The organism is Achromobacter sp. EB05 (assembly GCF_044232075.1).
GTDB classification, from domain to species: Bacteria; Pseudomonadota; Gammaproteobacteria; order Burkholderiales; family Burkholderiaceae_B; genus Achromobacter; species Achromobacter dolens.
The window spans coordinates 4,590,973-4,611,886 of sequence record NZ_CP155917.1; the positions used below are offsets into that span (position 1 = coordinate 4,590,973).

Below are 20,914 nucleotides of genomic sequence, written 5' to 3' on the forward strand. Positions count from 1 at the left end.
GCTTTGTTATGCCTGCATCTTAGAAACAACCGCTGTTTCCGTAAAATGAAACTTTTGCACCAACCGTTCACTACAGGCGATCAATCATGGAACGCGTCCCGAACGTCCCCGCGCTGCTGTCGCGCCTGCGCATGCGGCAGATCGTGCTGCTGCTGGCCATCGAGGAACGCGGCACCCTCCGCGCCGCCGCCGCCCAGCTCAACATGACCCAGTCCGCCGCCAGCAAGATGCTGCACGAACTGGAACTGGCCATCGGCCAGCCGCTGTTCGAACGGGTCGGTCGCGGCCTGGCGCTGACCGCCGCCGGGGAATGCGTGATGGGGTATTTCCGCGGCATGCGCGGCACGGTCTCGTCGCTGGCGCGCGAGCTGGAGGAATTGCGCCTGGGCAGCGCCGGCAAACTTTTCATCGGCAGCATCATGGCCGCCTCGCCGGGCCACCTGACCGACGCCCTGCTGCGCCTGAAACAGACCTATCCGCTACTGGCCGTGGAGATCTCCACCGGCACCAGCGACCTGCTGATCGAACGGCTGAACGAGGGCAAACTCGACGTCGTCATCGGCCGCATGCTGACCCTGTCCGAACGCCATTACGTCTTCCGCCCCATCGGCGACGAGGCCCTCTCCGTCATCGCCGCCGTCGACCACCCCCTGACCCGCCGCAAGCGCATCAGCTTCGACGCGCTGCAGGCCTACCCCTGGATCCTGCAACCCCACGGCAGCCCCATGCGCGACGTCCTGGAACAGGAATTCCGCGCCCACGACACCGCCCTGCCCAAGGGCCTGATCGAATCGGCCTCGATCCTAACCACCACCAACCTGGCCATGAAGTCCGACATGCTCGGCGTCATCCCCGACTCCGTCGCCAGCCGCTACGCCCGCCACGGCCTGCTCGCCATCATCCCCTACCAACTCCAGCACACCCTGACCGCCTTCGGCAGCATCATCCCCAAGGACCGCCCGCTAAGCGCGCCCGCCCGACACTTCGTGGACCTGCTGCACGACACGGAATAAACGCACAAGACACCCAGGGCAAATACCACCGGCCCCGGCGCAGAGCGCGCGCGCGCCCCCCCCAGCCGCCCCCCCAACACCGCCCCGACGCAACACACCGCGTAAGCCCCAAAAGGCCGCCCGCGCGGCCGACCTGGGGCGGGCCCCGCAAACCTCTCCATGCCCCCGCCGATCTGACAACGCGACACTCCAAGACGCTCGCAGCCCCTCGCGGCGGGCGAGTCGGTGGCGGGCAACCTCGATGCGCCCGAGGGAATCCGAAGCCCAATAGTCGTCATTCACGACGCCCGTGACGAAGAAACTGTCTTCGTGGCTGCACCTGTGGCAAGGTGGAATGCCGCTCAGGTAAAGACCGACCTTCCAATGGTGCGTGTTTGCCCACGCCCGTACTGAAGCATGGCCCCGGGTGACGTCACCGACATTGGCGAGCACACGCTTAGCGCGTGCATCCCGTTTGAGAGAGTGAGTACAACGACGTACCCATGCCTGGCGGCATTCCGTTAGCGATGATGGAGCAAGCCATGTCACCTCGCAAGTCCGATGCAACCCTAAGCCTGGCCCATCCCGATGCCGCGGGCATCGACATCGGGTCGGCCAGCCACTTCGTTGCCGTGCCTCATGACCGCGACGACCAACCTGTCCGCGAGTTCAAGAGCTTTACGGCCGATTTGTATCGCCTAGCGCAATGGCTCAAGGACTGCGGCGTTACCGCCGTGGCCATGGAGTCCACCGGCGTTTACTGGATCCCGCTTTATGAGCTGCTCGATAGCCAGGGTTTCACCGTTTACCTGGTCAACGCCCGTCACGTGAAGAACGTCTCGGGCCGCAAGTCCGATGTCCTGGACTGCCAGTGGCTGCAACAGCTCATGAGCTATGGCCTGTTGGCCGGCGCCTTCCGTCCCTCTGACGAGATTTGCGTCTTGCGCGAGTTCTCGCGCCAGCGCGAGATGCTGCTTGCCTCGCAGGTGCGCCACGTGCAGCACATGCAGAAGGCACTTGCCCAGATGAACATTCAGCTCACGCAAGTGCTGTCGGACGTGGTCGGGGTCACCGGTCAGGCCATCATCCGCGCCATCGTCGGTGGCGAGCGCGACCCGCATGCACTGGCCCGCCTGAAGAAGCGCCAGGTCAAGGCCAGCGAGGACGATATCGCTGCCGCGCTGCAAGGCAACTGGCGTCACGAGCACTTGTTCGCGCTGCGGCAAGCGCTGGCCCTGTACGACACCTATCAACAACTGCTCAACGATTGCGATCAGCACATCCAAGCCGAACTGCACAAACTGCACCGCCATGACGGCGATCCGGGCAAGTCGCAGCGCCGCTGGCCCAAAAAGGCCATGGCCTTCGATCTGCGCACGCATCTATTTGCCATGTGCGGCGTGGACCTGACCCGCATCAACGGCATCGACGAGATGACTGCCTTTACCGTCCTGGCCGAGGTCGGTCCGGACATGAACCGCTTCCCTTCGGCCAAGCACTTCGCTTCGTGGTTAGGCTTGTGCCCGGGCACACGCATCTCCGGAGGCAAGGTTCTGAACGGCGCCACCAAACGCTCACCCAACCGCGCCGCACAGGCCCTGCGTCTGGCGGCAATGGCGCTACGTCACAGCCAGTCCGCTTTAGGCGCCTACTACCGAAGGCTGTGCGCTCGCCTGGACAAGCGGCGCGCCATCACCGCAGCCGCGCACAAACTGGCTCGACTGATTTACACCCTACTGACCAAAGGGTCCGAATACGTCGACCAAGGTGAGCTGTACTACGAAGAACGCCACCGCCAACGCGTCCTGCATCACCTGACAAAACGTGCAGAGACCATGGGCTACAGCTTGGTGCCGTTAACCGCCTCAGGAGAAACCAATGAGGTATCAATGACTTAAGTGGAGTTTCTTGAGAGGAGTCGCCGAAGGCGAGGACGAGGATGACAACGGGGCAGTCCGGAGCGAACGCTCCGGACCGCAATCGTGGGCGCCCGCCACCGACTCGCCCGCCGCGAGGGGCGACCTACGAAGCGAATCCCCAACAACGCCCCCACGAAGCACCCAAAAAGACCCACCTAAAGATCCGGATCCTCCTCCACCTTAGGCATCAAATAAGCCGTCAACGCACTCGACGCCCCCGCCATCCCCCAAAGCAAAAAGAACGACACCGTATAAAACCCCACCCGCCCCGTCGGCACATACCCGAACACCGCCACGTCCAACGGATCGATCAGCGCAAAGACAATCGCGCTGCCCACGGCCGCCGCCAGGAACGACGGCCACAGTATCCACATCAGCGATCTCAACCCCATGCCGCGCCTCCGGGAATCGTCAACGAACACCGATCGCGGGCGGCGGCGTCGGCACCGTGTCCGCCGGCTCGATCACCAGGCCGCGCTTGACCACGCCTTCCTGGATCGGCTGATTGGCGAACTGCGTATAGGCCAGGTAGATCGTGATGGCGCAACCGATCACCGCCAGGAACGGCCCCGCCATCAGGAACCAGGGCCAGAATTCGCGGTACCAGGGTTTCACCGGCATCGGCGCGGCTACATAGGCAGTATTCATCGTCGGCATCCTTTATTCGGAATCACTCGGGGACATAAAAACTCGCGGCTTCATCGGTCTCGACCGGCCGGTTCTCCTGATCGTGGGCGCGGGCCCGCAGCGTGATCGGGTGCGCGCCCGGCTCGGCGCCGGCCGGGGCGCGGATCACCATCGGCACCAGCTTGTTGGCCGCCGGCTCCACGTCCACCACGTCCGACTCGCTTTGCCCGGCGCGCACCGCCAGCCCAGGCATGCCGTCGGCCGACAGCCGCAGCCGCAGCCGCGAATCCGAGGTATTGATGATCTGCAGCCGGTACACGTTCTCGATCATGCCGCCCGCCACCTCTCGACCCAGCGCGCCGCGATCGCGGATCACGTCCACCCGCAGCGGGTTGCGCATCGCCAGCGAGGTCACGAACGCCACCGCCAGCACCAGGATCAGCGAGCCGTAGATCAGCACCCGCGGCCGCAACAGGTGCGAGCGCGCGCTTTGCGTCGACAGTCCGTCCAGCATGGCGCGCTCGGACGTGTAGCGGATCAGCCCGGACGGATATTGCATCTTGTCCATCACCTGTTCGCAGGCATCGATACAGGCGCCGCAGCCGATGCACATGTATTGCAGGCCCTCGCGGATGTCGATGCCGGTCGGACAGACCTGCACGCACAGGCTGCAATCGACACAGTCGCCCAGTCCCGCGGCCTTGTGGTCGACCTTGCGCGAACGGCCGCCGCGCGGATCGCCGCGGCGCTTGTCGTAGGTCACGACGAAGGTATCGGGATCGACCATCACGCTCTGGAAGCGCGCGTACGGACACATGTACTTGCACACCGACTCGCGCATGAAGCCGGCATTGCCCCAGGTGGCGAAGCCGTAGAACACCATCCAGAACCACTGCCACGGCCCGAGCTGCAGCGTGAACAGCTCGTGGCCCAGCTCGCGGATCGGCGCGAAGTAGCCGATGAAGGTGGAGCCCGTCCACCAGGCCAGCGCGATCCACAGGAAGTGCTTGGTGACCTTCAGGCGCGCCTTGCGCCAGGTCCAGGGCGATTCATCGAGCCGGATGCGGGCGACGCGGTCGCCTTCGACCTTGCGCTCGATCCACATGAAGATCTCGGTGTAGACCGTCTGCGGACAGGCGTAGCCGCAGAACAGCCGCCCCGCCACCGCGGTGAACAGGAACAGCGCCAGCGCCGAGATCACCAGCAGCACCGCCAGGTAGACCACGTCCTGCGGCCACAGCACCAGGCCGAACAGGTAGAACTTGCGCGCGCCCAGGTCGAACAGCACCGCCTGGCGGCCGTTCCATTGCAGCCACGGCAGGCCGTAGAAGATCAGTTGGGTAAGGAAGACGAAGGCGATGCGCCAGCGCGCGAAAATGCCGCTGACCGAGCGCGGATAGATCTTGCCGCGCACGTCGGCCAGGGTCTGCTCCAGCGTTTCCTGGCCAGGACGCGGCGGCCGCACGTGCGGCCGCCAGGGCGGCGGGTCGCCGCCAGGCGGACTGCTGACGCTTGCGGTTGACCCATCATCCATGTGCTGCTCCGTGCGGTAAGTCCATGCGATATGGGGGCTGCCGTCGCGGCGCGCCCCCACCTATGTGGCGATGCCTAGTTGGCCGAGGCGGCGGCCGAGGCCGGTTGCGGTTGCGCGTCCGGCTTGTTCGACAGGCCCCAGACCCATGCCGTCAGGATCTTGATCTGTTCCGGGGTCAGGATGTCGCCGTGCGCCGGCATGCGGTTTTCGCGCCCATCCAGGATGGTCTTGACGATGGTGGCTTCCGAACTGCCATAGAGCCAGACGTCATCGGTAAGGTTGGGCGCGCCCAGCGCCTGGTTGCCCTTGCCGTCGACACCGTGACAGGCCACGCAGAAATTGGCGAACTCGCGCTTGCCGCGGAACACCCGGACCGGGTCGGCCGTCAGGCCCGACAGCGAACGCACGTACTGCGCGATGTCGCCGGCGGTCTTGGGGTCGATGGCGGCTTTCCAGGGCGGCATCACGCCGATGCGGCCATGGGTGATGGTCTGCATGATGGCCTCGGGCGAGCCGCCGTGCAGCCAGTCGCTGTCGGTCAGGTTGGGGAAGCTGGGGCCGCCCTTGGCGTCCGAACCATGGCACTGCGAGCAGGTGTTCAGGAACAGGCGCTGGCCGATTTCACGGGCGCCCGGATCCGCGGCGATCTGCGGCACCGTCATGGTCTCGAAACGCGCGTAGATCGGGCGCACGGCCTCGGCCATTTTGGCCTGTTGCTGCGCCACCTCGTTGGCGCTGCTGTAGCCCAATTGGCCCTTGTACGAACCCAGGCCCGGCATGAAGAACAGGTAGCCCAGCGCGAAGGCGCAGGCCAGCAGGTACATCCAGGTCCACCAGCCGGGCACCGGGTTGTTCAGTTCGGTGAGGTCGCCGTCCCAGACGTGGCCCGTGTCCTCGACCTGGCCGTTGGCCGGCTTGGTTTTGAGCCAGCGGCGCTGCGTGTACAGCAGCCACACACACCACACCACGCCGCCCACGGCGACGATCGAGATGAAATATCCCCAGAAGCCATTGACGAAATCGCTCATGACCGATCCGCTCCATCTTGTTGTGCCGGCCCGAACTCATCGGGCAGCGCGAACGGCAGCATGGCCGATTCGCTGTTGGCATGCTGGCGGCCGCGCGAGCAGGCCCACCAGACGATGCCGAAAAAGGTTGCCATCGAAATGGCGGTGACGATTGCGCTCAGCAAAGCCATGATCAGCCTCCCGACGCCGCGGGTTGCGCAGCGGCGGGCGCCGGCTGCGCGGCCTTGCGGGCTTCTTCGGCCTTCTTGGCTTCTTCCGCCTTTTTGGCCTGCTGCGCCTTGCGCACGCCCACGCCCAGCCCCTGCAGGTAGGCCACCAGCGCGTCCTCTTCGGTCTTGCCCTCGATGGCCTTGGGCGCCGCGGCGATCTCCTCGTCGGTGTAGGGCACGCCCAGGGCGCGCAGCGCGCGCATGCGCTGCTCGACGTTCTGGCCGGTGATCACGGTCTTTTCCAGCCACGGATAGGCCGGCATGTTGGATTCCGGCACCACCTGGCGCGGATTGCGCAGGTGGATGCGGTGCCAGTCGTCGGAATAACGCTCGCCCACGCGGGCCAGATCCGGGCCGGTGCGCTTGGATCCCCACAGGAAGGGATGGTCGAACACCGACTCCGAGGCCAGCGAGTACGAGCCGTAGCGCTGCACTTCGGCGGCCAGCAGGCGCACCTGCTGCGAGTGGCAGCCGACACAGCCTTCGCGGATGTAGACGTCGCGCCCCATCAGGCGCAGCGGGCTGTAGGGTTCGACCCCCGCCACCGGCTGCGTGGTGCTGTGCTGGAAAAACAGCGGCACGATCTGCACCAGGCCGGCGAAGGACACCACCAGGATGCTGGCGATGATCATCCAGCCGATGTTCTTCTCGAGTGTCTGGTGAGAGAAAAAGCCTTGTTGCTTGTTGGCCATGATGTCCTCGTCAAACGGTGGCCGGCGCGGGCGCGGCGACAGCCGGCGCGCGGGTGGTGTGGGGATCGTCCTGCGGGATGGCGGGGTTGACCGCCTGCGCGCCGCGCACCGTCTTCCACACGTTCCAGGCCATGACCAGCACGCCCGACAGGAACAGCGCCCCGCCCAGCAGACGGATCAGGTAGTACGGCACCCGCGTCTTGAGTTCCTCGACGAAGCTGTAGACCAGCGTGCCGTCGGCGGCGGTGTCGCGCCACATCAGGCCCTGCTGCACCCCGGCGATCCACATCGCGGCGATGTACAGCACCACGCCGATGGTGGCGATCCAGAAGTGCAGCTCGATGGCCTTGACGCTGTACATCTTCTCGCGGCCATACAGGCGCGGGATCAGGTAGTAGAGCGAGCCGAACGAGATCATCGCGACCCAGCCCAGCGCGCCGGAGTGCACGTGGCCGATGGTCCAGTCGGTGTAGTGCGACAGGGCGTTCACGGTGCGGATCGACATCATCGAGCCTTCGAACGTGGCCATGCCGTAGAACGACAGCGCGGTCACCATGAACTTCAGGATCGGATCGGTGCGCAGCTTGTACCAGGCGCCCTGCAGCGTCATGATGCCGTTGATCATGCCGCCCCACGACGGCGCCAGCAGGATCAGCGAGAACGTCATGCCCAGCGACTGGGTCCAGTCGGGCAGCGAGGTGTACAGCAGGTGGTGCGGACCGGCCCACATGTAGGTGAAGGCCAGCGCCCAGAAGTGGACGATGGACAGGCGGTACGAATAGATCGGACGGCCGGCCTGCTTGGGCACGAAGTAATACATCATGCCCAGGAAGCTGGTGGTCAGGAAGAAGCCGACCGCGTTGTGGCCGTACCACCACTGCACCATGGCGTCCTGCACGCCGGCGTAGGCCGAGTAGGACTTCCACAGCGTCACCGGCATCTCGATGTTGTTGAAGATGTGCAGGATGGCGATGGTCAGGATGTACGAGCCGAAGAACCAGTTGGCCACGTAGATGTGCTTGGAGCGGCGCTTGATGATGGTGCCGAAGAACACGATGGCATAGGCCACCCAGACCAGCGTGATCAGGATGTCGATGGGCCATTCGAGTTCGGCGTATTCCTTGCTGCTGGTGTAGCCCAGCGGCAGGGTGATGGCGGCGGCCACGATGACCGCCTGCCAGCCCCAGAACGTGAACGCGGCCAGCTTGTCACAGAAAATGCGGGTCTGACAGGTGCGCTGGACCACGTAGTACGAGGTCGCGAACAGCGCGCTGCCGCCGAAGGCGAAGATCACGGCGTTGGTGTGCAGCGGACGCAGGCGGCCGTAGCTGAGCCAGGCGGTGTCGAAATTCAACTGAGGCCAAATCAGCTGCGCGGCGAGAAAAACGCCCACAGCCATGCCGACGATGCCCCAGACCACGGTCATGAGCGCGAACTGCCTCACGATCCTGTAGTTGAAGGTGTCGGCCTTGCTTGCGATTGCGGCGCAATCGTTCATCACCCTTCCCCCAAAACAAAAAGAAACAAGTAGCTCCAGGTTTCAATGATGGGGGGTCGCGGGTAAACCGGGGTTGATGTGCATCAAACCCCATTGCTCGCGCAGGGGAACCCGCGGCGCGGCGGCAACGTCGCTGGCGCGGACGCCGGCCAAGGCCGGGCGGGCGGCCAGCGAATGGCCGCCGCGAGACGCCTGGGGAGATCGCGCGATCCTAGCCGCGCGAGGCCGGCCCGCTATCGTCGTCGCGCAGGATGGCGGTGCCGGCGTTGTCAGTGTCGTCGTATTGGCCGTTGAACACGGCCCACCACAGCGACACGCCGATCGCCAGCACGAACAGCAGCGACAGGGGCAGCAACAGGTAGAGGATGGTCATGGCGCGGCTTCCAGCGCGCCGTCGGGCGCCGGGCTGCCGGACCAGTCGCGGCGCGACAGCCGCCACGAGTTGTAGGCCACCGCCAGCGACGACAGCAGCATGGTGATGGCCGCCAGCCAGGGCGTGACCCAGCCGACCAGCGCCAGCGGCGTCATCAACAGGTGCCAGGCCAGCGAGCCATGCAGGTTCTGGCGCGCCTTGCGTTGCGCCTCGGCCAGCAGCGCGTCCAGCGCCGCGTCGGGCATGGACGGATGCGCCGCCAGCGCCGCATGGGCCGACGCCATGGCGGTGGGCACCGCCATCGACATGGCACAGGGACAGCTCATCACCAGCAGCGCCACCATCACCGGGATACTGTGGGCCGGGTCGATCCAGGCCCAGACCGCCGCCGCGCCCAGCGCCAGCGCCACCTGCGCCATGACGAAGCGCGAGGCCAGCCGGTCGGCGCCGGCGCCCAGCAGTTGGCGTTGCGCCTCGACCCGGGCGTGGCGCTGGCCGCTGGCGCTGCCGCCGAACGACTGGCGCGCGCACAGTTCCAGGTAGCGCGCCGTCAGCAGGAAGGCCACGAACATGGTGACCGAATCGAAATAGACCTCGCCGTGGCCGGTGTAGGTGGCATGCACGCTGGGAATGAAGGCGGCGACGATGCCCAGCGCCACCGGCACGTCCATGCCGGCGCGGCCCTGGCGCAGGTTGGCGCCGGCGTGGCGCCAGATCGGCCAGGCCGAATACAGCACCACCGGCACCGTCAGGGCCAGGCTGGCCCAGTTCATCAGCACGATGGCCCAGTCGAGCGTATCAAGGGCGTCCTTGGGGATGCCCTCGTGGCGCAGGTAGCCGGGCCAGGCGAACATCATCACCTGCATCATCGCCAGCCACGCCAGCGACAGGCGCACCAGCGCATGCCGGCGCTGCTGGCGCTCGGCGTCGGACAGGGATGGCGGGACGGCGAAGATGGATTTTGCTCGCATGCGCCGATGCTACCCAGCGCCGCCGGCGCTCGCCTTGACCTGGATCAAGGCACGCCGGGCGATTTGCCCGGGCACGGCGCGCGGCGGCCTTGCAGAATTGCCGTCCCACAAGCGCAGGCGCGGCATTGCCAGAGGATCCGCGAAAGCTCCTCTGGCCCGCGGGGCCGCCCGCTGGCGCCCGCCTTCAGGGCCGTTGGGCGCGCAGCACGGCGATCACCGCCCGCATCAGCGTGTCCAGCTCGTCCGGGGCGATGGTCAGCGCCGGCGTCAAATACACCACATTGCCGAACGGCCGCACCCAGACGCCGGCCTCGACCAGACGGCGCTTCAGGGCCTCGCGGTCGTCGATGCGGTCCAGCTCGACCACGCCGATCGCGCCCAGCACCCGCACGTCGCGCACCCAGGCCAGCTCGCGGCATGGCGCCAGCCCCGCCGCCAGGGCGGACGACAGCGCCCGCGCCTGCGCCAGGCGCGGCTCGCTCTCGAACAGATCGAGCGAGGCATTGGCGGCGGCGCAGGCCAGGGCGTTGCCCATGAAGGTGGGACCGTGCATCAGGGCGTGCGAGGGATCGTCCGACCAGAAGGCGTCGAACACCCGGCCGCTGGCCACCGTGGCGGCCAGCGGCAGCGTGCCGCCGGTCAGCGCCTTGGACAGCGTGATGATGTCGGGGCGGATGCCGGCCTGCTCGAACGCGAACAGGGTGCCGGTGCGGCCGAAGCCGGTGAAAATCTCGTCGAAGATCAGCAGCAGGCCGTGGCGGTCGGCCAGCCGGCGCAGCCGCCGCAGCACCTCGGGGTCGTGCAGCAGCATGCCGCCGGCGCCCTGCACCAGCGGTTCGACCAGGATGCCGGCCAGTTGCGGGCCGCGCGTCTCCAGGAAGGCGTCGAGCCGGGCCATGGCGGCGTCGTCGCGCGGCAGGTCGACGATGTCGTGCTCGGCCAGCATGCCGCGGAACAGGCTGTGCATGCCCTCGTCGGGGTCGCACACCGCCATGGTGCCGAAGGTGTCGCCGTGGTAGCCGCCGCGGAAGGCCAGGAAGCGGCTGCGGCCGCGCTCGCCCTGGTTGAGCCAGAACTGCACCGCCATCTTCATCGCGACTTCCACCGCCACCGAGCCGGAGTCCGTATAGAACACGCGGTCCAGCCCCGGTCCCAGCAGGGCCGCCAGGCGCCGCGCCAGGGTCAGCGCGGGTTCGTGCGTCAGGCCGCCGAACATGACGTGCGGCATGGCGTCCAACTGCGCCCGCACCGCCTGGGCGATATGCGGGTGGTTGTAGCCGTGGCAGGCGGTCCACCAGGACGCCACGCCGTCGATCAATTGGCGGCCGTCGGCCAGCTCCAGGCGGCTGCCGTGGCTGCGCACCACCGGCAGCGGCGGCGTCGCGGTCTTCATCTGGGCGTAGGGCTGCCAGATATGCGGCTGGCCCCGGGCCATCCAGTCAGGCGTCTGCATGTTTCACCTCCACTACAATGGCTCGCATTCTACGGCCGGGGGCCTGACGGCGCTGTTAACGGCCGCGGCCCGATTGCGGGACGCCCCCGCCGACGGCCGCCGCAGGAAATCGTCATGTCCAAGCTGGATCCCCTCTTTTCTTCCGAACTGGCGCAAGCCGAATCGCGCCGCGTGCGCCGCCGGCTGCGCACCGCCGCCGCCGCGCCCGCCGGCCGCATCGCGCTGGACGGCGTCCCGGCGCTGAACTTCTCCAGCAACGACTACCTGGGCCTGTCCAAGCACCCGCTGCTGATCGAGCGCTCGCGCGAATGGGCCGCCCGCCACGGCGCCGGCGCGCAGGCCTCGCGGCTGGTGTGCGGCAATCTCGACCTGCACGAGCAGGTCGAGGCCAAGCTGGCCCGCCTGAAGGGCACCGAGGCCGCGCTGCTGCTGGCCTCCGGCTGGCAGGCCAACGCCGCCGTGCTGCCCGCGCTGCTGCGCGCGGCCGCCGGCCAGGGCGAGGTGCAGGTCTACGCCGACAAGCTCAACCACGCCAGCCTGCACCACGGCTGCCAGGCGGCGGGCGTGCGGCAGATCCGCTTCCGCCACAATGACCTGGACCACCTGGAAGCCTTGCTGGCGGCGCGCGCCGACCCGTCAGCGCCGCCCGCCGCGCGCTTCATCGTCACCGAAAGCGTCTTCAGCATGGACGGCGACCGCACCGACGTGGCGCGGCTGGCGGCGCTGGCCGAGCGCTACCAGGCCTTTGTTTACCTGGACGAAGCCCATGCCACCGGCGTGCTGGGACCGGGCGGCATGGGGCTGGCCGGGCTGGCGCCGGGCGGCATCGACCTGGCCATGGGCACCTTCAGCAAGGCGCTGGGCGGCTTCGGCGCCTATGTGGCCGGCTCGCGCGCGCTCTGCGACTACCTGGTCAACGCCTGTTCCGGCTTCATCTACACCACCGCCCTGCCGCCTGCCGTGCTGGGCGCGATGGACGCCGCGCTCGACCTGGTGCCCACGCTGGACGCCGAACGCGCCCGGCTGGCCGCCTCGGGCGAACGCCTGCGGGCGGCGCTCCGCGGCCTGGGCGTGGACAGCGGCGACTCGTCCACGCAGATCGTGCCCGCCATCGTCGGCGACGAGGCCCGCGCCCTGGCGCTGGCGGCGGCGCTGGAACAACGCGGCCTGCTGGCCGTGGCGATCCGCCCGCCCACCGTGCCGGCCGGCACCAGCCGCCTGCGCATCGCCCTGAGCGCGGCGCACCGCGACGCCGATGTCGACCAACTGATCGACGGCCTGACGGCCGCGCTCGCCTGATGCTGGCCACCGCTCCTGTCCGCCCCACCCTGCTGTTCGTGCATGGCTGGACCTTCGACGCCGCATTCTGGGGCCCGCTGGCCGCCGCGCTGGCCGACTGGCCGCAGGCCGTGGCCGACGCCGGCTATTTCGGGCCGGCCCATACGCCCGCGCCCGCCGGCCCGGTGCTGGCCATCGGCCACTCGCTGGGCGCCCTGCGGCTGCTGGGCGAACCGCCGCCCGGCTGCCTCGGCCTGGTGGCGATCAACGGCTTTGCCCGCTTCGGCGCGGCCGACGACTTCCCCGAAGGCGTGCCGGCGCGCATGCTGGACCGCATGTTGAACCGCCTGGCGGCGCAGCCGGAAACCGTGCTGCGCGATTTCCGCCAGCGCTGCGGCGACACCAGCGCCATCGGCGTCCCCCAGGTCGAACCGCTGGCGCGCGACCTGCGGTTCCTGCGCGACGCCGACCAGCGCGCCGCGCTGGCGGCGCTGCCGATGCCGCTGCTGGCGCTGGCGGGCGCGGCCGACCCGATCGCCACCGCGCCGATGACGACGGCGGGCTTCGGCACCGCCATCGAAATCCACTGGCGCGAGCACGGCGGCCATCTGCTGCCACTGACCGACACCGACTGGTGCGCGCAGCGCATCCGCGCCTTCCTGGCCGGCGTGGCGCCCGCCGCATGAGCGCCCACCTGCGCAATGCCCGGGTCGGCGCGCGCTTCGGCGCCGCCGCCGCGCGCTACGACGACCATGCCCCCGCCCAGCGCATCACCGCCGGGCGGCTGGCCGACGCGATCGGCCGGCTGCCGCTGCCGCCGCATCCGCGCATCCTGGAGATCGGCTGCGGCACGGGCCTGCTGACGCGGGCGCTGGCCGCCCGGCTGGGGCCGGCGGACTGGACCGTGACCGACATCTCGCCCGCCATGCTGGCTCGGGCGCAACAAGGTCCGGCGCTGCCCGGCACCGCCCGCTATCAAGTGCTGGACGGCGAGCACCCCCAGGACCTGCCGGGCAGGTATGACCTGATCTGCTCCAGCCTGGCGGTGCAGTGGTTCGCCGACCTGAACGGCGGCCTGGGCCGCCTGGCCGGCCTGCTCGCGCCCGGCGGTCACCTGGCGGTGGCGACGCTGGCCGAAGGCACGTTCGAGGAATGGCGCGCCGCCCATGACGCCGTCGGCCTGGCCGCCGCCACGCCACGCTATCCGCCGAGCGGCGCCATCCGTCCGGCCATGGCCGATCTGGCCGGTGGCGTGCACAGCGAACGGCTGATACAAGATCATCCTGACGGCCTGCATTTCCTCAAGGCGCTCAAGGGCATCGGCGCCACCACGCCCGCGCCCGGCACCGCGCCGCTGGGCCCGGCCGCATTGCGGCGGGTGCTGGCGCAGTTCGACAAACAAGGCGCCACGGTGACCTATCACCTGGCCTATGGAATCTGGAAGAAACATGACTGACACCCGCGCCCACGGCGTATTCGTCACCGGCACCGACACCGGCATCGGCAAGACCCTGGTCTCGGCCATCCTGGCGCGCGCCTGGCAGGCCGACTACTGGAAGCCGGTGCAGACCGGCGTGGCCGAGGAGCCGGGTGACACCGAGACTGTCGCGCGCCTGGCGCAACTGCCGCCCGAGCGCCTGCACCTGCCGGCCTACGTGCTGCAGGCGCCGCTGTCGCCGTGGGCCGCCGCGCCGCTGGAAGACGCGGTGATCGACGCCACCGCCATCGTGCCGCCCGCCACGACCGCGCCCCTGATTGTCGAAGGGGCCGGCGGCCTGTACGTGCCGATCGACGACAGCCACATGATGATCGACCTGATCGCGCGCCTGGGCATGCCGGTGGTGCTGGCCGCGCGCAGCGGCCTGGGCACCATCAACCACACCCTGCTCAGCCTGGAGGCGCTGCGCCGCCGCGCCATCCCGGTGCTGGGCGTGATCATGAGCGGCCCGCTGTCGGCCGGCAACCGCGAGGCGATCGAACGCTTCGGCAATGTGCGGGTGCTGGCCGAGATCCCGCCGCAGGACCGGGTCGACGCGGCCGCCGTCGAGGCGCTGGCGCGCGCCGTGCCGCCGCTGGCGGAATGCCTGGCGGCGATGCGCGCCGCCGGTTGACGGCAACGGGCTGACCGCAGCGCCGCGTGCGCCGCGCTCAGTCCCCGGCGGAGGTCCGCAGGAAGCGCTCGATGGCCGCCGCCAGCGCCAGCGGCGTTTCATTCATCGGATAGTGCCCGGCATTGGCCAGCACCTCGACTGTCGTGCGCGGATAGCGCCGCGCATAGGTCGCGGCCATCAGCGCCGGCGTGAACACCGGATCGTGCTCGCCCACCAGGGCCAGCACCGGATGGCGGCCGTCGATGCGGTCGCTGAAATCGGTGCCGACCCAGGCGGGCAGGTACGCGGCGAACGCGGCCGCCGACGAATGCGCGGCGGAATAGTCGGCCTTCCACGCCACCCATGCCGCCGGCAGGCGCCCGCCGGTGCTGCGGTCGATGATGGCGCGACGCGCGGCCAGGTCCGCGGCCGCGCCGTCGAACAGCGCGCGCGTGGCCGGCGCCATGGCCACGCCGCCGCACGGCACCGGGGCCACCGCCACCAGCGCGCGCACCCGCTCGGGCGCCAGCGCCGCGACCCGCTCGATCGCCATGCCGCCCATCGAATGGCCCACCAGGCTGAAGCGCTCGAACCCCAACGCGTCGGCCAGCGCCAGCGCGTCGGCGGCGATCTCGTCGATCGAATGTTCGCCGGCCGCCTCGCGCATGCCGCCATAGCCGCGGTAGTCCATGAAGACATAGCTGAAGTCCGCGCCCGACAGCCAGGGTTCGATCGGCTCGAAGGCGTGCGCGTCGCCGAACCAGCCGTGCAGCACGATGACGGGATGCGGGCCGTGGCCCACGCGATGGAAAGTGTTGGCCATGTCGGCTCCTGGAGTGTGGCGATGCGCCGCAGGGCAGCGAACGCGATGGACAATGGCGGCATCGTAGGCCGGGCGCCGGCGGCCCGCCTTCGATATCGGGTCATTCACTGTAGAATCCAGGCCATGCGCAATACCCTGGTCGATCCCTACGAGGACATTCCGCGCGACGTGGTGGTGACGGCCTGCGACTACCCGGCCGGCCTGACCTTCCCGCTGCACGCCCACCGCCGCGGCCAGTTCGCCTACGCCGCGCGCGGCGCCATCAGCGTGGCCACGCCGACGGGCCGCTGGCTGGTGCCGCCGCAACGCGCCTGCTGGGTGCCGGCGGGCATGGATCACCAGATGACCATGAGCGGCGCGGTGACCATGCTCAACACCTTTCTCACCGCGCGCGCCGCGCAGGCCCTGGGCCTGCCCGCCGAATGCCGGGTCCACGCCGTCTCGCCGCTGCTGCGCCACCTGCTCGATGAAGCCATCGACCTGCCCGCGCTCTACGACCTGGACGGCCGCGCCGGCAAGCTGATGGCGCTGCTGGCGGCCGAAATCGCCGCCATGCCGGCGCTGTCGCTGCACGCGCCGCTGCCCGCCGACCCGCGCCTGGCGCGCGCCTGCCGCGCGCTATGGGCGGCGCCGTCGATCACGACGGACCTGGACACGATGGCGGCCGCGGCCGGCATGAGCCGGCGCACCTTCACCCGCCAGTTCCGCGCCGAAGCCGGCATCAGCTTCGGCGCCTGGCGCCAGCAGGCCTGCCTGCTGGCCGCGATCGAGCGCCTGAGCCAGGGCCAGCCCGTGACCCGCGTCGCGCTGGACCTGGGCTACGCCAGCGCGAGCGCCTTCACCAGCGCGTTCCGGCGCGCGCTGGGCCAGGCGCCCAGTGCCTACCTGGCCTCGAACGGCCGCCCCGCCTGAGATAACCGGGGCCGTCCCGCTCAGGTCTCGTAGGCGATGCGGTAGCCGTCGCCCTGGCGCGCGATACGGGCAAAGCCGGGTTCGCCGAGATGCATGCCGGCAACCAGGAGCCCGTCCGCGCTGACGATGTCCAGCAGCGCCGAGCGCGTGTCGGCGGCCAGGGTCGGATCCTGGTCGAAGGCGATCGACACATCGGGGCGCGCGATCTGGATCTGCGGAAAATGCACGATGTCCCCCCAGACCAGCACACTCCGTCCGTCGGACTCGATACGGAAGCCGGAGTGCCCGGCGGTATGCCCCGGCAGGGGCACCGCGTCGATGCCGGGCAGGACCTCGCGGCCCGTGAACGTGCGCATCCTGGCTCGATACGCGCCGAACACCTCGCGGGCGAACTGGAAGTTGCCGCGTGCGCGCTCGCTGGCCCGCGCGAGATTGCCATCGTCTTGCCAGAACGCCACCTCCCGCGCATGTACAACCAGCTCGGCCCGCGCAAAGACTTCCCGCCCCGCGCCATCCAGCAATCCGCCAATGTGATCGGGATGCGCGTGGGTCAGCAGCACCGTATCGACGTCGCCGGGTTGCACGCCGACCAACGCCAGGTTGGCCAGGAGCTTGCCGCCCCATTGCTTGAATCCGCCCGCGCCCGCATCGATCAGCAGCGTGCGGCCCCTGCCCCGGACCAGATAGCCATTGATATGGATGGCGCCGGGGTCGGAGACGCCCGCGTCGCGCTGCAGCTTGGCGGCATCCTCCGGGTCGATGTTGGAGAGCGATTCAAGGGCGGCGGACAGGTATCCGTCACTGATGGCGGTGATCGAGAACTCACCGATCCGCAGGCTTGGCAAGGTCATAGGTTGCATGGCGATCCTCCAGAATGCTCAATGGCGCGCATGGATGGCTCCTGCCGCATGGCCGAAGCAGCGGATGCGCGCGGTCAGCCCCGTGATGCGCAGGATGGCCTCATCCAACCCCGCCATGAAGGCCTCCATCACGGCGGGCGGGCGGAACGGTTCGAGCCGGAATTGGACTTCCGCGAATGCCGGAAGCCCGCGCCCGGGGTGAACCGCCAGGTTGATGATGTGCACGTTCTCCAGCGCCGCGCCGAGCACGTCAACGCACAGCCCCGTGCATGCCTCGGCCAACTCCGCCAGATCGCGGTCGGCCGGCATGCATGGCGCCGCGAAGAAAAATGTCACGTTGGGCATGGCGGCGCTACTTCGACGCATCGCGGCCGGCCCCGCGCGCATTCGCCAACTGCGCCGTCATCGGCGCATAGCGGTGCACGCCGGACGGCAGTGCGGGGGCTTGGCCATCCGCGCCGCGCGGGCACTTCGCCAGCCACCGGTGCCCGCGCGATTTGTCCAGCGCCACGGCGTGCATGGCGGCGGGCGTCAGGCCCAGCGCGACCAGCGGCTCGGCGCCGACGTCACTCACCAGCAGGGTTTCGTCCGCGGCAATGGCGGGGGCTCGCGCCAGGCCGGCATAGAGATTGCGGTGCCAGTCCGTGATGTGCGGCTGCCAGCGGGCGAAGTTGCCGCCGCCCTTCTGCCGATATTCCTCGCCGAGCAACACCTCGAGCCCGTCGATCGAATGCACGGCGAGGTAGGTCGGGCAACCCGCGCTCAGCGCCTGAAAGCGCTGCGAGGTCTGGAAACCGCTTACGGAAATGAGCGCGGGCAGCTTTTTCAGGCTGTAGAAATCATTCCAGGCCCCTTCGCTGGCGGGGTCCGAGAAACTGCATTCGACGGTGTAGATCATGGGTTCGGTCGCGGCCGGCCATATTTCGTGCCCGGCGCCTTGGTTGAGGTTTCATCATGGTATGGCCTGAAAAAGACGCCATAAAACGATTTTTCGGTATGCTTCAGTGAGCAAACATCAAGGCAAACCGGAACTCGCCCCATGCGCCGCAGGATTCCCAGCAATACTTCCTTAATGGCCTTCGAGGCGGCCGCCCGCCATGGCAGCTTCGCCCGCGCGGCCGACGAACTGGCCGTCACCGAAGGCGCCATCAGCCGCCAGATCGGCCGGCTGGAAGCCTTTCTCGGCGTTCCATTGTTCGAGCGGATCGGTAACCGCGTCCGGCTGCTGCCCAACGGCGCGCGCTACGCAACCCAGGTGCGCGAACTGCTCGACCGCCTGGATCGCGACAGCCAATACCTGATCGGGCAACGGCAGGACAGCGCCAACCTTGACATCGCCACGGTGCCCACCTTCGCCATGCGTTGGTTGATTCCGCGCCTGCCGCGATTCCAGCGGCAGCACCCGAACATCGCCGTGCATCTGGCCGAGCGCCTGGAGCCGTTCGCCCTGGCCGGCAGCGGGTTCGACGCCGCGATCCATTTCGCGCATCCGGCCTGGACTGGAATGCATACGCAGCATTTGCTCGACGAAGTGCTGATCCCCGTGTGCCATCCCGCGCTGGTGGAAGGCGACGCCGGCCCGATGGCCCTGGACGCCCTGCCGCGACTGCATCGGCGGCAGAATCCGGACGCCTGGCAGCGGTATGCGCGGGAAACCGGCATCCCCCTGGCCAACGCGGCGCTGGGCGTGCGCTACGACCTGCATGCCATGCTGATCGAAGCGGCATTGGCCGGACTGGGCGTGGCGCTGGTGCCGCGCCTCTACGTGGAAACCGAAATCGCCATGGGCCGGCTGGTAGCGCCATGGCCCCAGGCAAAAACCGTCTCCAAGGCCTTCTGTCTGGTCCTCCCCGAACCGTTCACCCTGAGCCCGCCCCCTATCCAGGCGTTCACCGAATGGCTAAGGCAAGAAGCGGGTAACGCGGCAGCAGCCGGGCCGTAGGACGCCGCTCCCATCGCGCGACGGCGCCCGCCCAAAAAAGAGGGTGCCCGAAGGCACCCTGAATCCACCCTACAACAGCACTACAACTGCAACTGCACAATCAAGCCCGTCCGGCTCAGGCGGCCTTCTGCTCCTTGCCGTGCTCGAACTGCGCCTCTTCGGTCGAGCCGGTCAGCGCGGTGGTCGAGGACTGGCCGCCCTCGATGGTCTGGGTCACGGCGTCGAAGTAGCCGGTGCCCACTTCGCGCTGGTGCTTGACCGCGGTAAAGCCCAGGTCGGCGGCGGCGAATTCCTTCTGCTGCAATTCGACGAAGGCGCTCATCTGGCGGCGGGCGTAGCCGTGGGCCAGCTCGAACATGCCGTAGTTCAGCGCGTGGAAGCCGGCCAGCGTGATGAACTGGAACTTGTAGCCCATGGCGCCCAGCTCGCGCTGGAACTTGGCGATGGTGGCGTCGTCCAGGTTCTTCTTCCAGTTGAACGACGGCGAGCAGTTGTACGCCAGCAGCTTGCCCGGGAACTGGCGATGGATCGCGTCGGCGAACTTGCGGGCGTATTCCAGGTTGGGCGTGGACGTTTCGCACCAGATCAGGTCGGCGTACGGCGCGTAGGCCAGGCCGCGCGAGATCGCCTGGTCAATGCCGGCGCGGGTGCGGAAAAAGCCTTCCACCGTGCGCTCGCCGGTGATGAAAGGACGGTCGTTCTCGTCGACGTCGCTGGTCACCAGGTCGGCGGCATCGGCGTCGGTGCGGGCCAGCAGCACGGTGGGCGTGCCCATCACGTCGGCCGCCAGGCGCGCCGAGACCAGCTTGGCCACGGCTTCGCGGGTCGGCACCAGCACCTTGCCGCCCATGTGGCCGCACTTCTTCACGGACGCCAACTGGTCCTCGAAGTGCACGCCCGAGGCGCCGGCCTCGATCATGGCCTTCATCAGCTCGAAGGCGTTCAGCACGCCGCCGAAACCGGCTTCGGCATCGGCCACGATGGGCGCGAAGAAATCGATGTAGCCCTCGTCGCCCGGGTTCTTGCCTTCCATCCACTGGATCTGGTCGCAGCGGGTCAGCGAGTTATTGATGCGGCGCACGACCTGCGGCACCGAGTTGGCGGGGTACAGCGACTGGTCGGGGTACATCTCGCCGGCCAGGTTGGCGTCGCCGGCCACCTGCCAGCCCGACAGGTAGATGGCCTTGAGGCCGGCCTTGACCTGCTGCATGGCCTGGTTGCCGGTCAGGGCGCCCAGCGAATTGACGAAAGGCTCGCTGTGCAGTTGCTCCCACAGGCGGGTCGCGCCGCGGCGGGCCAGGGTGTGCTCGACGGCGATCGAGCCGCGCAGGCGGATGACATCCTCGGCGCTGTAGTCGCGCTTGATGCCCTGCCAGCGGCTGTTCTCGGCCCAGTCTTTCTGCAGATTGCGGATTTCGGTTTCGCGGTGGCTCATGGTCATGCTCCTTGGTCTATGGCTGAAAAGGCAAGAAAACTTCGGGGTTGCATTGCGTGAATCGTTGGAGAAAGTCTATGCCTGTGCTGCGGAGCAATGTGGCCATGCCTCTTATATAAGATGAAAAATATTATTCATAAAAATCAATAGGTTATATGGATCGTTCCGCATTACGGAAGGCAATTGTCATCCGTGAAATGCGCTTGCGCGGCGGCGCAGCACGAACTTTCACATGCCGGGAGCGGCGTTTCATGATGCGAAAAATGACGGGTTTGAGA

Annotated in this window: 21 protein-coding genes and 1 pseudogene; 7 read left to right on the forward strand and 15 right to left on the reverse strand. The window is 68.2% G+C overall.

Features of this window, described 5'->3' with window-relative positions; all coding sequences use genetic code 11:
• Nucleotides 1–86 precede the first annotated feature (86 nt).
• Nucleotides 87–1,013, forward strand: coding sequence for a LysR family transcriptional regulator (locus tag AAID08_RS20885; protein WP_064527261.1), 927 nt, complete (start codon nucleotides 87–89; stop codon nucleotides 1,011–1,013).
• 521 nt (nucleotides 1,014–1,534) lie between these two features.
• Complete coding sequence (locus AAID08_RS20890) at nucleotides 1,535–2,890, forward strand: IS110 family transposase (RefSeq protein ID WP_049073553.1); 1,356 nt, start codon at nucleotides 1,535–1,537, stop codon at nucleotides 2,888–2,890.
• A 176-nt stretch (nucleotides 2,891–3,066) separates the two neighbouring features.
• Here AAID08_RS20890 and AAID08_RS20895 read toward each other — a convergent pair whose 3' ends face one another.
• From AAID08_RS20895 to AAID08_RS20940, 10 genes are all read right to left on the reverse strand, one after another.
• Nucleotides 3,067–3,303 carry a hypothetical protein gene (locus AAID08_RS20895; protein ID WP_026383281.1) on the reverse strand — a complete coding sequence of 79 codons (237 nt, stop codon included), beginning with the start codon at nucleotides 3,301–3,303 and terminating at the stop codon, nucleotides 3,067–3,069.
• Nucleotides 3,304–3,322: 19 nt separating this feature from the next.
• Nucleotides 3,323–3,559 carry a FixH family protein gene (locus AAID08_RS20900; RefSeq protein ID WP_254607728.1) on the reverse strand — a complete coding sequence of 79 codons (237 nt, stop codon included), beginning with the start codon at nucleotides 3,557–3,559 and terminating at the stop codon, nucleotides 3,323–3,325.
• Between the two features lie 22 nt (nucleotides 3,560–3,581).
• Nucleotides 3,582–5,072, reverse strand: a complete 1,491-nt coding sequence (gene ccoG, locus AAID08_RS20905) for a cytochrome c oxidase accessory protein CcoG (RefSeq protein ID WP_175143996.1) — start codon at nucleotides 5,070–5,072, stop codon at nucleotides 3,582–3,584.
• A gap of 74 nt (nucleotides 5,073–5,146) precedes the next feature.
• On the reverse strand, nucleotides 5,147–6,100 hold the full coding sequence (gene ccoP / locus AAID08_RS20910; protein ID WP_054503207.1) for a cytochrome-c oxidase, cbb3-type subunit III: 954 nt from the start codon (nucleotides 6,098–6,100) through the stop codon (nucleotides 5,147–5,149).
• Nucleotides 6,097–6,273: a cytochrome oxidase gene (locus AAID08_RS20915; RefSeq protein WP_080977556.1), complete on the reverse strand. Its 177-nt coding sequence runs from the start codon at nucleotides 6,271–6,273 to the stop codon at nucleotides 6,097–6,099. Before AAID08_RS20915 ends, ccoP begins: the two co-directional genes overlap by 4 nt.
• Entirely contained in the window at nucleotides 6,273–7,001 is a 729-nt protein-coding gene (gene ccoO, locus AAID08_RS20920; protein ID WP_054503208.1) for a cytochrome-c oxidase, cbb3-type subunit II, read from the reverse strand. The genes AAID08_RS20915 and ccoO overlap by 1 nt, the downstream gene beginning before the upstream one ends.
• A gap of 10 nt (nucleotides 7,002–7,011) precedes the next feature.
• Nucleotides 7,012–8,499 (reverse strand): cytochrome-c oxidase, cbb3-type subunit I, encoded by a 1,488-nt coding sequence (gene ccoN, locus AAID08_RS20925; RefSeq protein WP_049072779.1) that lies wholly within the window; start codon nucleotides 8,497–8,499, stop codon nucleotides 7,012–7,014.
• Nucleotides 8,500–8,710: 211 nt separating this feature from the next.
• The gene (ccoS, locus tag AAID08_RS20930) at nucleotides 8,711–8,872 is read right to left on the reverse strand and encodes a cbb3-type cytochrome oxidase assembly protein CcoS (protein ID WP_006390533.1); all 162 of its coding nucleotides are present in this window, start codon (nucleotides 8,870–8,872) and stop codon (nucleotides 8,711–8,713) included.
• Nucleotides 8,869–9,843 (reverse strand): hypothetical protein, encoded by a 975-nt coding sequence (locus AAID08_RS20935; protein WP_395756865.1) that lies wholly within the window; start codon nucleotides 9,841–9,843, stop codon nucleotides 8,869–8,871. The genes ccoS and AAID08_RS20935 overlap by 4 nt, the downstream gene beginning before the upstream one ends.
• 184 nt (nucleotides 9,844–10,027) lie before the next feature.
• Nucleotides 10,028–11,296 carry an adenosylmethionine--8-amino-7-oxononanoate transaminase gene (locus AAID08_RS20940; RefSeq protein ID WP_395756866.1) on the reverse strand — a complete coding sequence of 423 codons (1,269 nt, stop codon included), beginning with the start codon at nucleotides 11,294–11,296 and terminating at the stop codon, nucleotides 10,028–10,030.
• Between the two features lie 114 nt (nucleotides 11,297–11,410).
• Between AAID08_RS20940 and bioF the strand changes: the two genes are divergently transcribed.
• The 3 genes and pseudogenes from bioF (at nucleotide 11,411) to bioD (ending at nucleotide 14,685) form a co-directional block, all read left to right on the forward strand.
• On the forward strand, nucleotides 11,411–12,595 hold the full coding sequence (gene bioF, locus AAID08_RS20945) for an 8-amino-7-oxononanoate synthase (RefSeq protein WP_064523526.1): 1,185 nt from the start codon (nucleotides 11,411–11,413) through the stop codon (nucleotides 12,593–12,595).
• A complete protein-coding gene (locus tag AAID08_RS20950) occupies nucleotides 12,595–13,260 on the forward strand; it encodes an alpha/beta fold hydrolase (RefSeq protein WP_395756867.1) in 666 nt (221 codons plus the stop codon). Before bioF ends, AAID08_RS20950 begins: the two co-directional genes overlap by 1 nt.
• Nucleotides 13,257–14,685: pseudogene (gene bioD, locus AAID08_RS20955) on the forward strand (dethiobiotin synthase). Before AAID08_RS20950 ends, bioD begins: the two are co-directional and overlap by 4 nt.
• 37 nt (nucleotides 14,686–14,722) lie before the next feature.
• Here bioD and AAID08_RS20960 read toward each other — a convergent pair.
• On the reverse strand, nucleotides 14,723–15,487 hold the full coding sequence (locus AAID08_RS20960; RefSeq protein ID WP_054503213.1) for an alpha/beta fold hydrolase: 765 nt from the start codon (nucleotides 15,485–15,487) through the stop codon (nucleotides 14,723–14,725).
• A gap of 123 nt (nucleotides 15,488–15,610) precedes the next feature.
• Here AAID08_RS20960 and AAID08_RS20965 point away from each other — a divergent pair, with 123 nt between their 5' ends.
• Nucleotides 15,611–16,399 (forward strand): helix-turn-helix domain-containing protein, encoded by a 789-nt coding sequence (locus AAID08_RS20965; RefSeq protein WP_116792118.1) that lies wholly within the window; start codon nucleotides 15,611–15,613, stop codon nucleotides 16,397–16,399.
• A gap of 20 nt (nucleotides 16,400–16,419) precedes the next feature.
• Here the strand turns inward: AAID08_RS20965 and AAID08_RS20970 are convergent, their stop codons facing one another.
• Genes AAID08_RS20970 through AAID08_RS20980 form a run of 3 tightly spaced genes read right to left on the reverse strand, consistent with a single transcriptional unit; the run spans nucleotide 16,420 to nucleotide 18,157 of the window.
• Nucleotides 16,420–17,259, reverse strand: a complete 840-nt coding sequence (locus AAID08_RS20970; RefSeq protein WP_395756868.1) for an MBL fold metallo-hydrolase — start codon at nucleotides 17,257–17,259, stop codon at nucleotides 16,420–16,422.
• Between the two features lie 18 nt (nucleotides 17,260–17,277).
• Nucleotides 17,278–17,604, reverse strand: coding sequence for a hypothetical protein (locus tag AAID08_RS20975; RefSeq protein ID WP_063581311.1), 327 nt, complete (start codon nucleotides 17,602–17,604; stop codon nucleotides 17,278–17,280).
• Between the two features lie 7 nt (nucleotides 17,605–17,611).
• Nucleotides 17,612–18,157 (reverse strand): sugar ABC transporter, encoded by a 546-nt coding sequence (locus AAID08_RS20980; protein WP_395756869.1) that lies wholly within the window; start codon nucleotides 18,155–18,157, stop codon nucleotides 17,612–17,614.
• Nucleotides 18,158–18,298: 141 nt separating this feature from the next.
• On the opposite strand from AAID08_RS20980, the gene AAID08_RS20985 reads away from it, so the two are divergent.
• Nucleotides 18,299–19,201 carry a LysR substrate-binding domain-containing protein gene (locus AAID08_RS20985; RefSeq protein ID WP_054503218.1) on the forward strand — a complete coding sequence of 301 codons (903 nt, stop codon included), beginning with the start codon at nucleotides 18,299–18,301 and terminating at the stop codon, nucleotides 19,199–19,201.
• A gap of 115 nt (nucleotides 19,202–19,316) precedes the next feature.
• Here the strand turns inward: AAID08_RS20985 and aceA are convergent, their stop codons facing one another.
• Nucleotides 19,317–20,636, reverse strand: coding sequence for an isocitrate lyase (aceA, locus tag AAID08_RS20990; protein WP_020929020.1), 1,320 nt, complete (start codon nucleotides 20,634–20,636; stop codon nucleotides 19,317–19,319).
• Nucleotides 20,637–20,914: the final 278 nt, after the last annotated feature.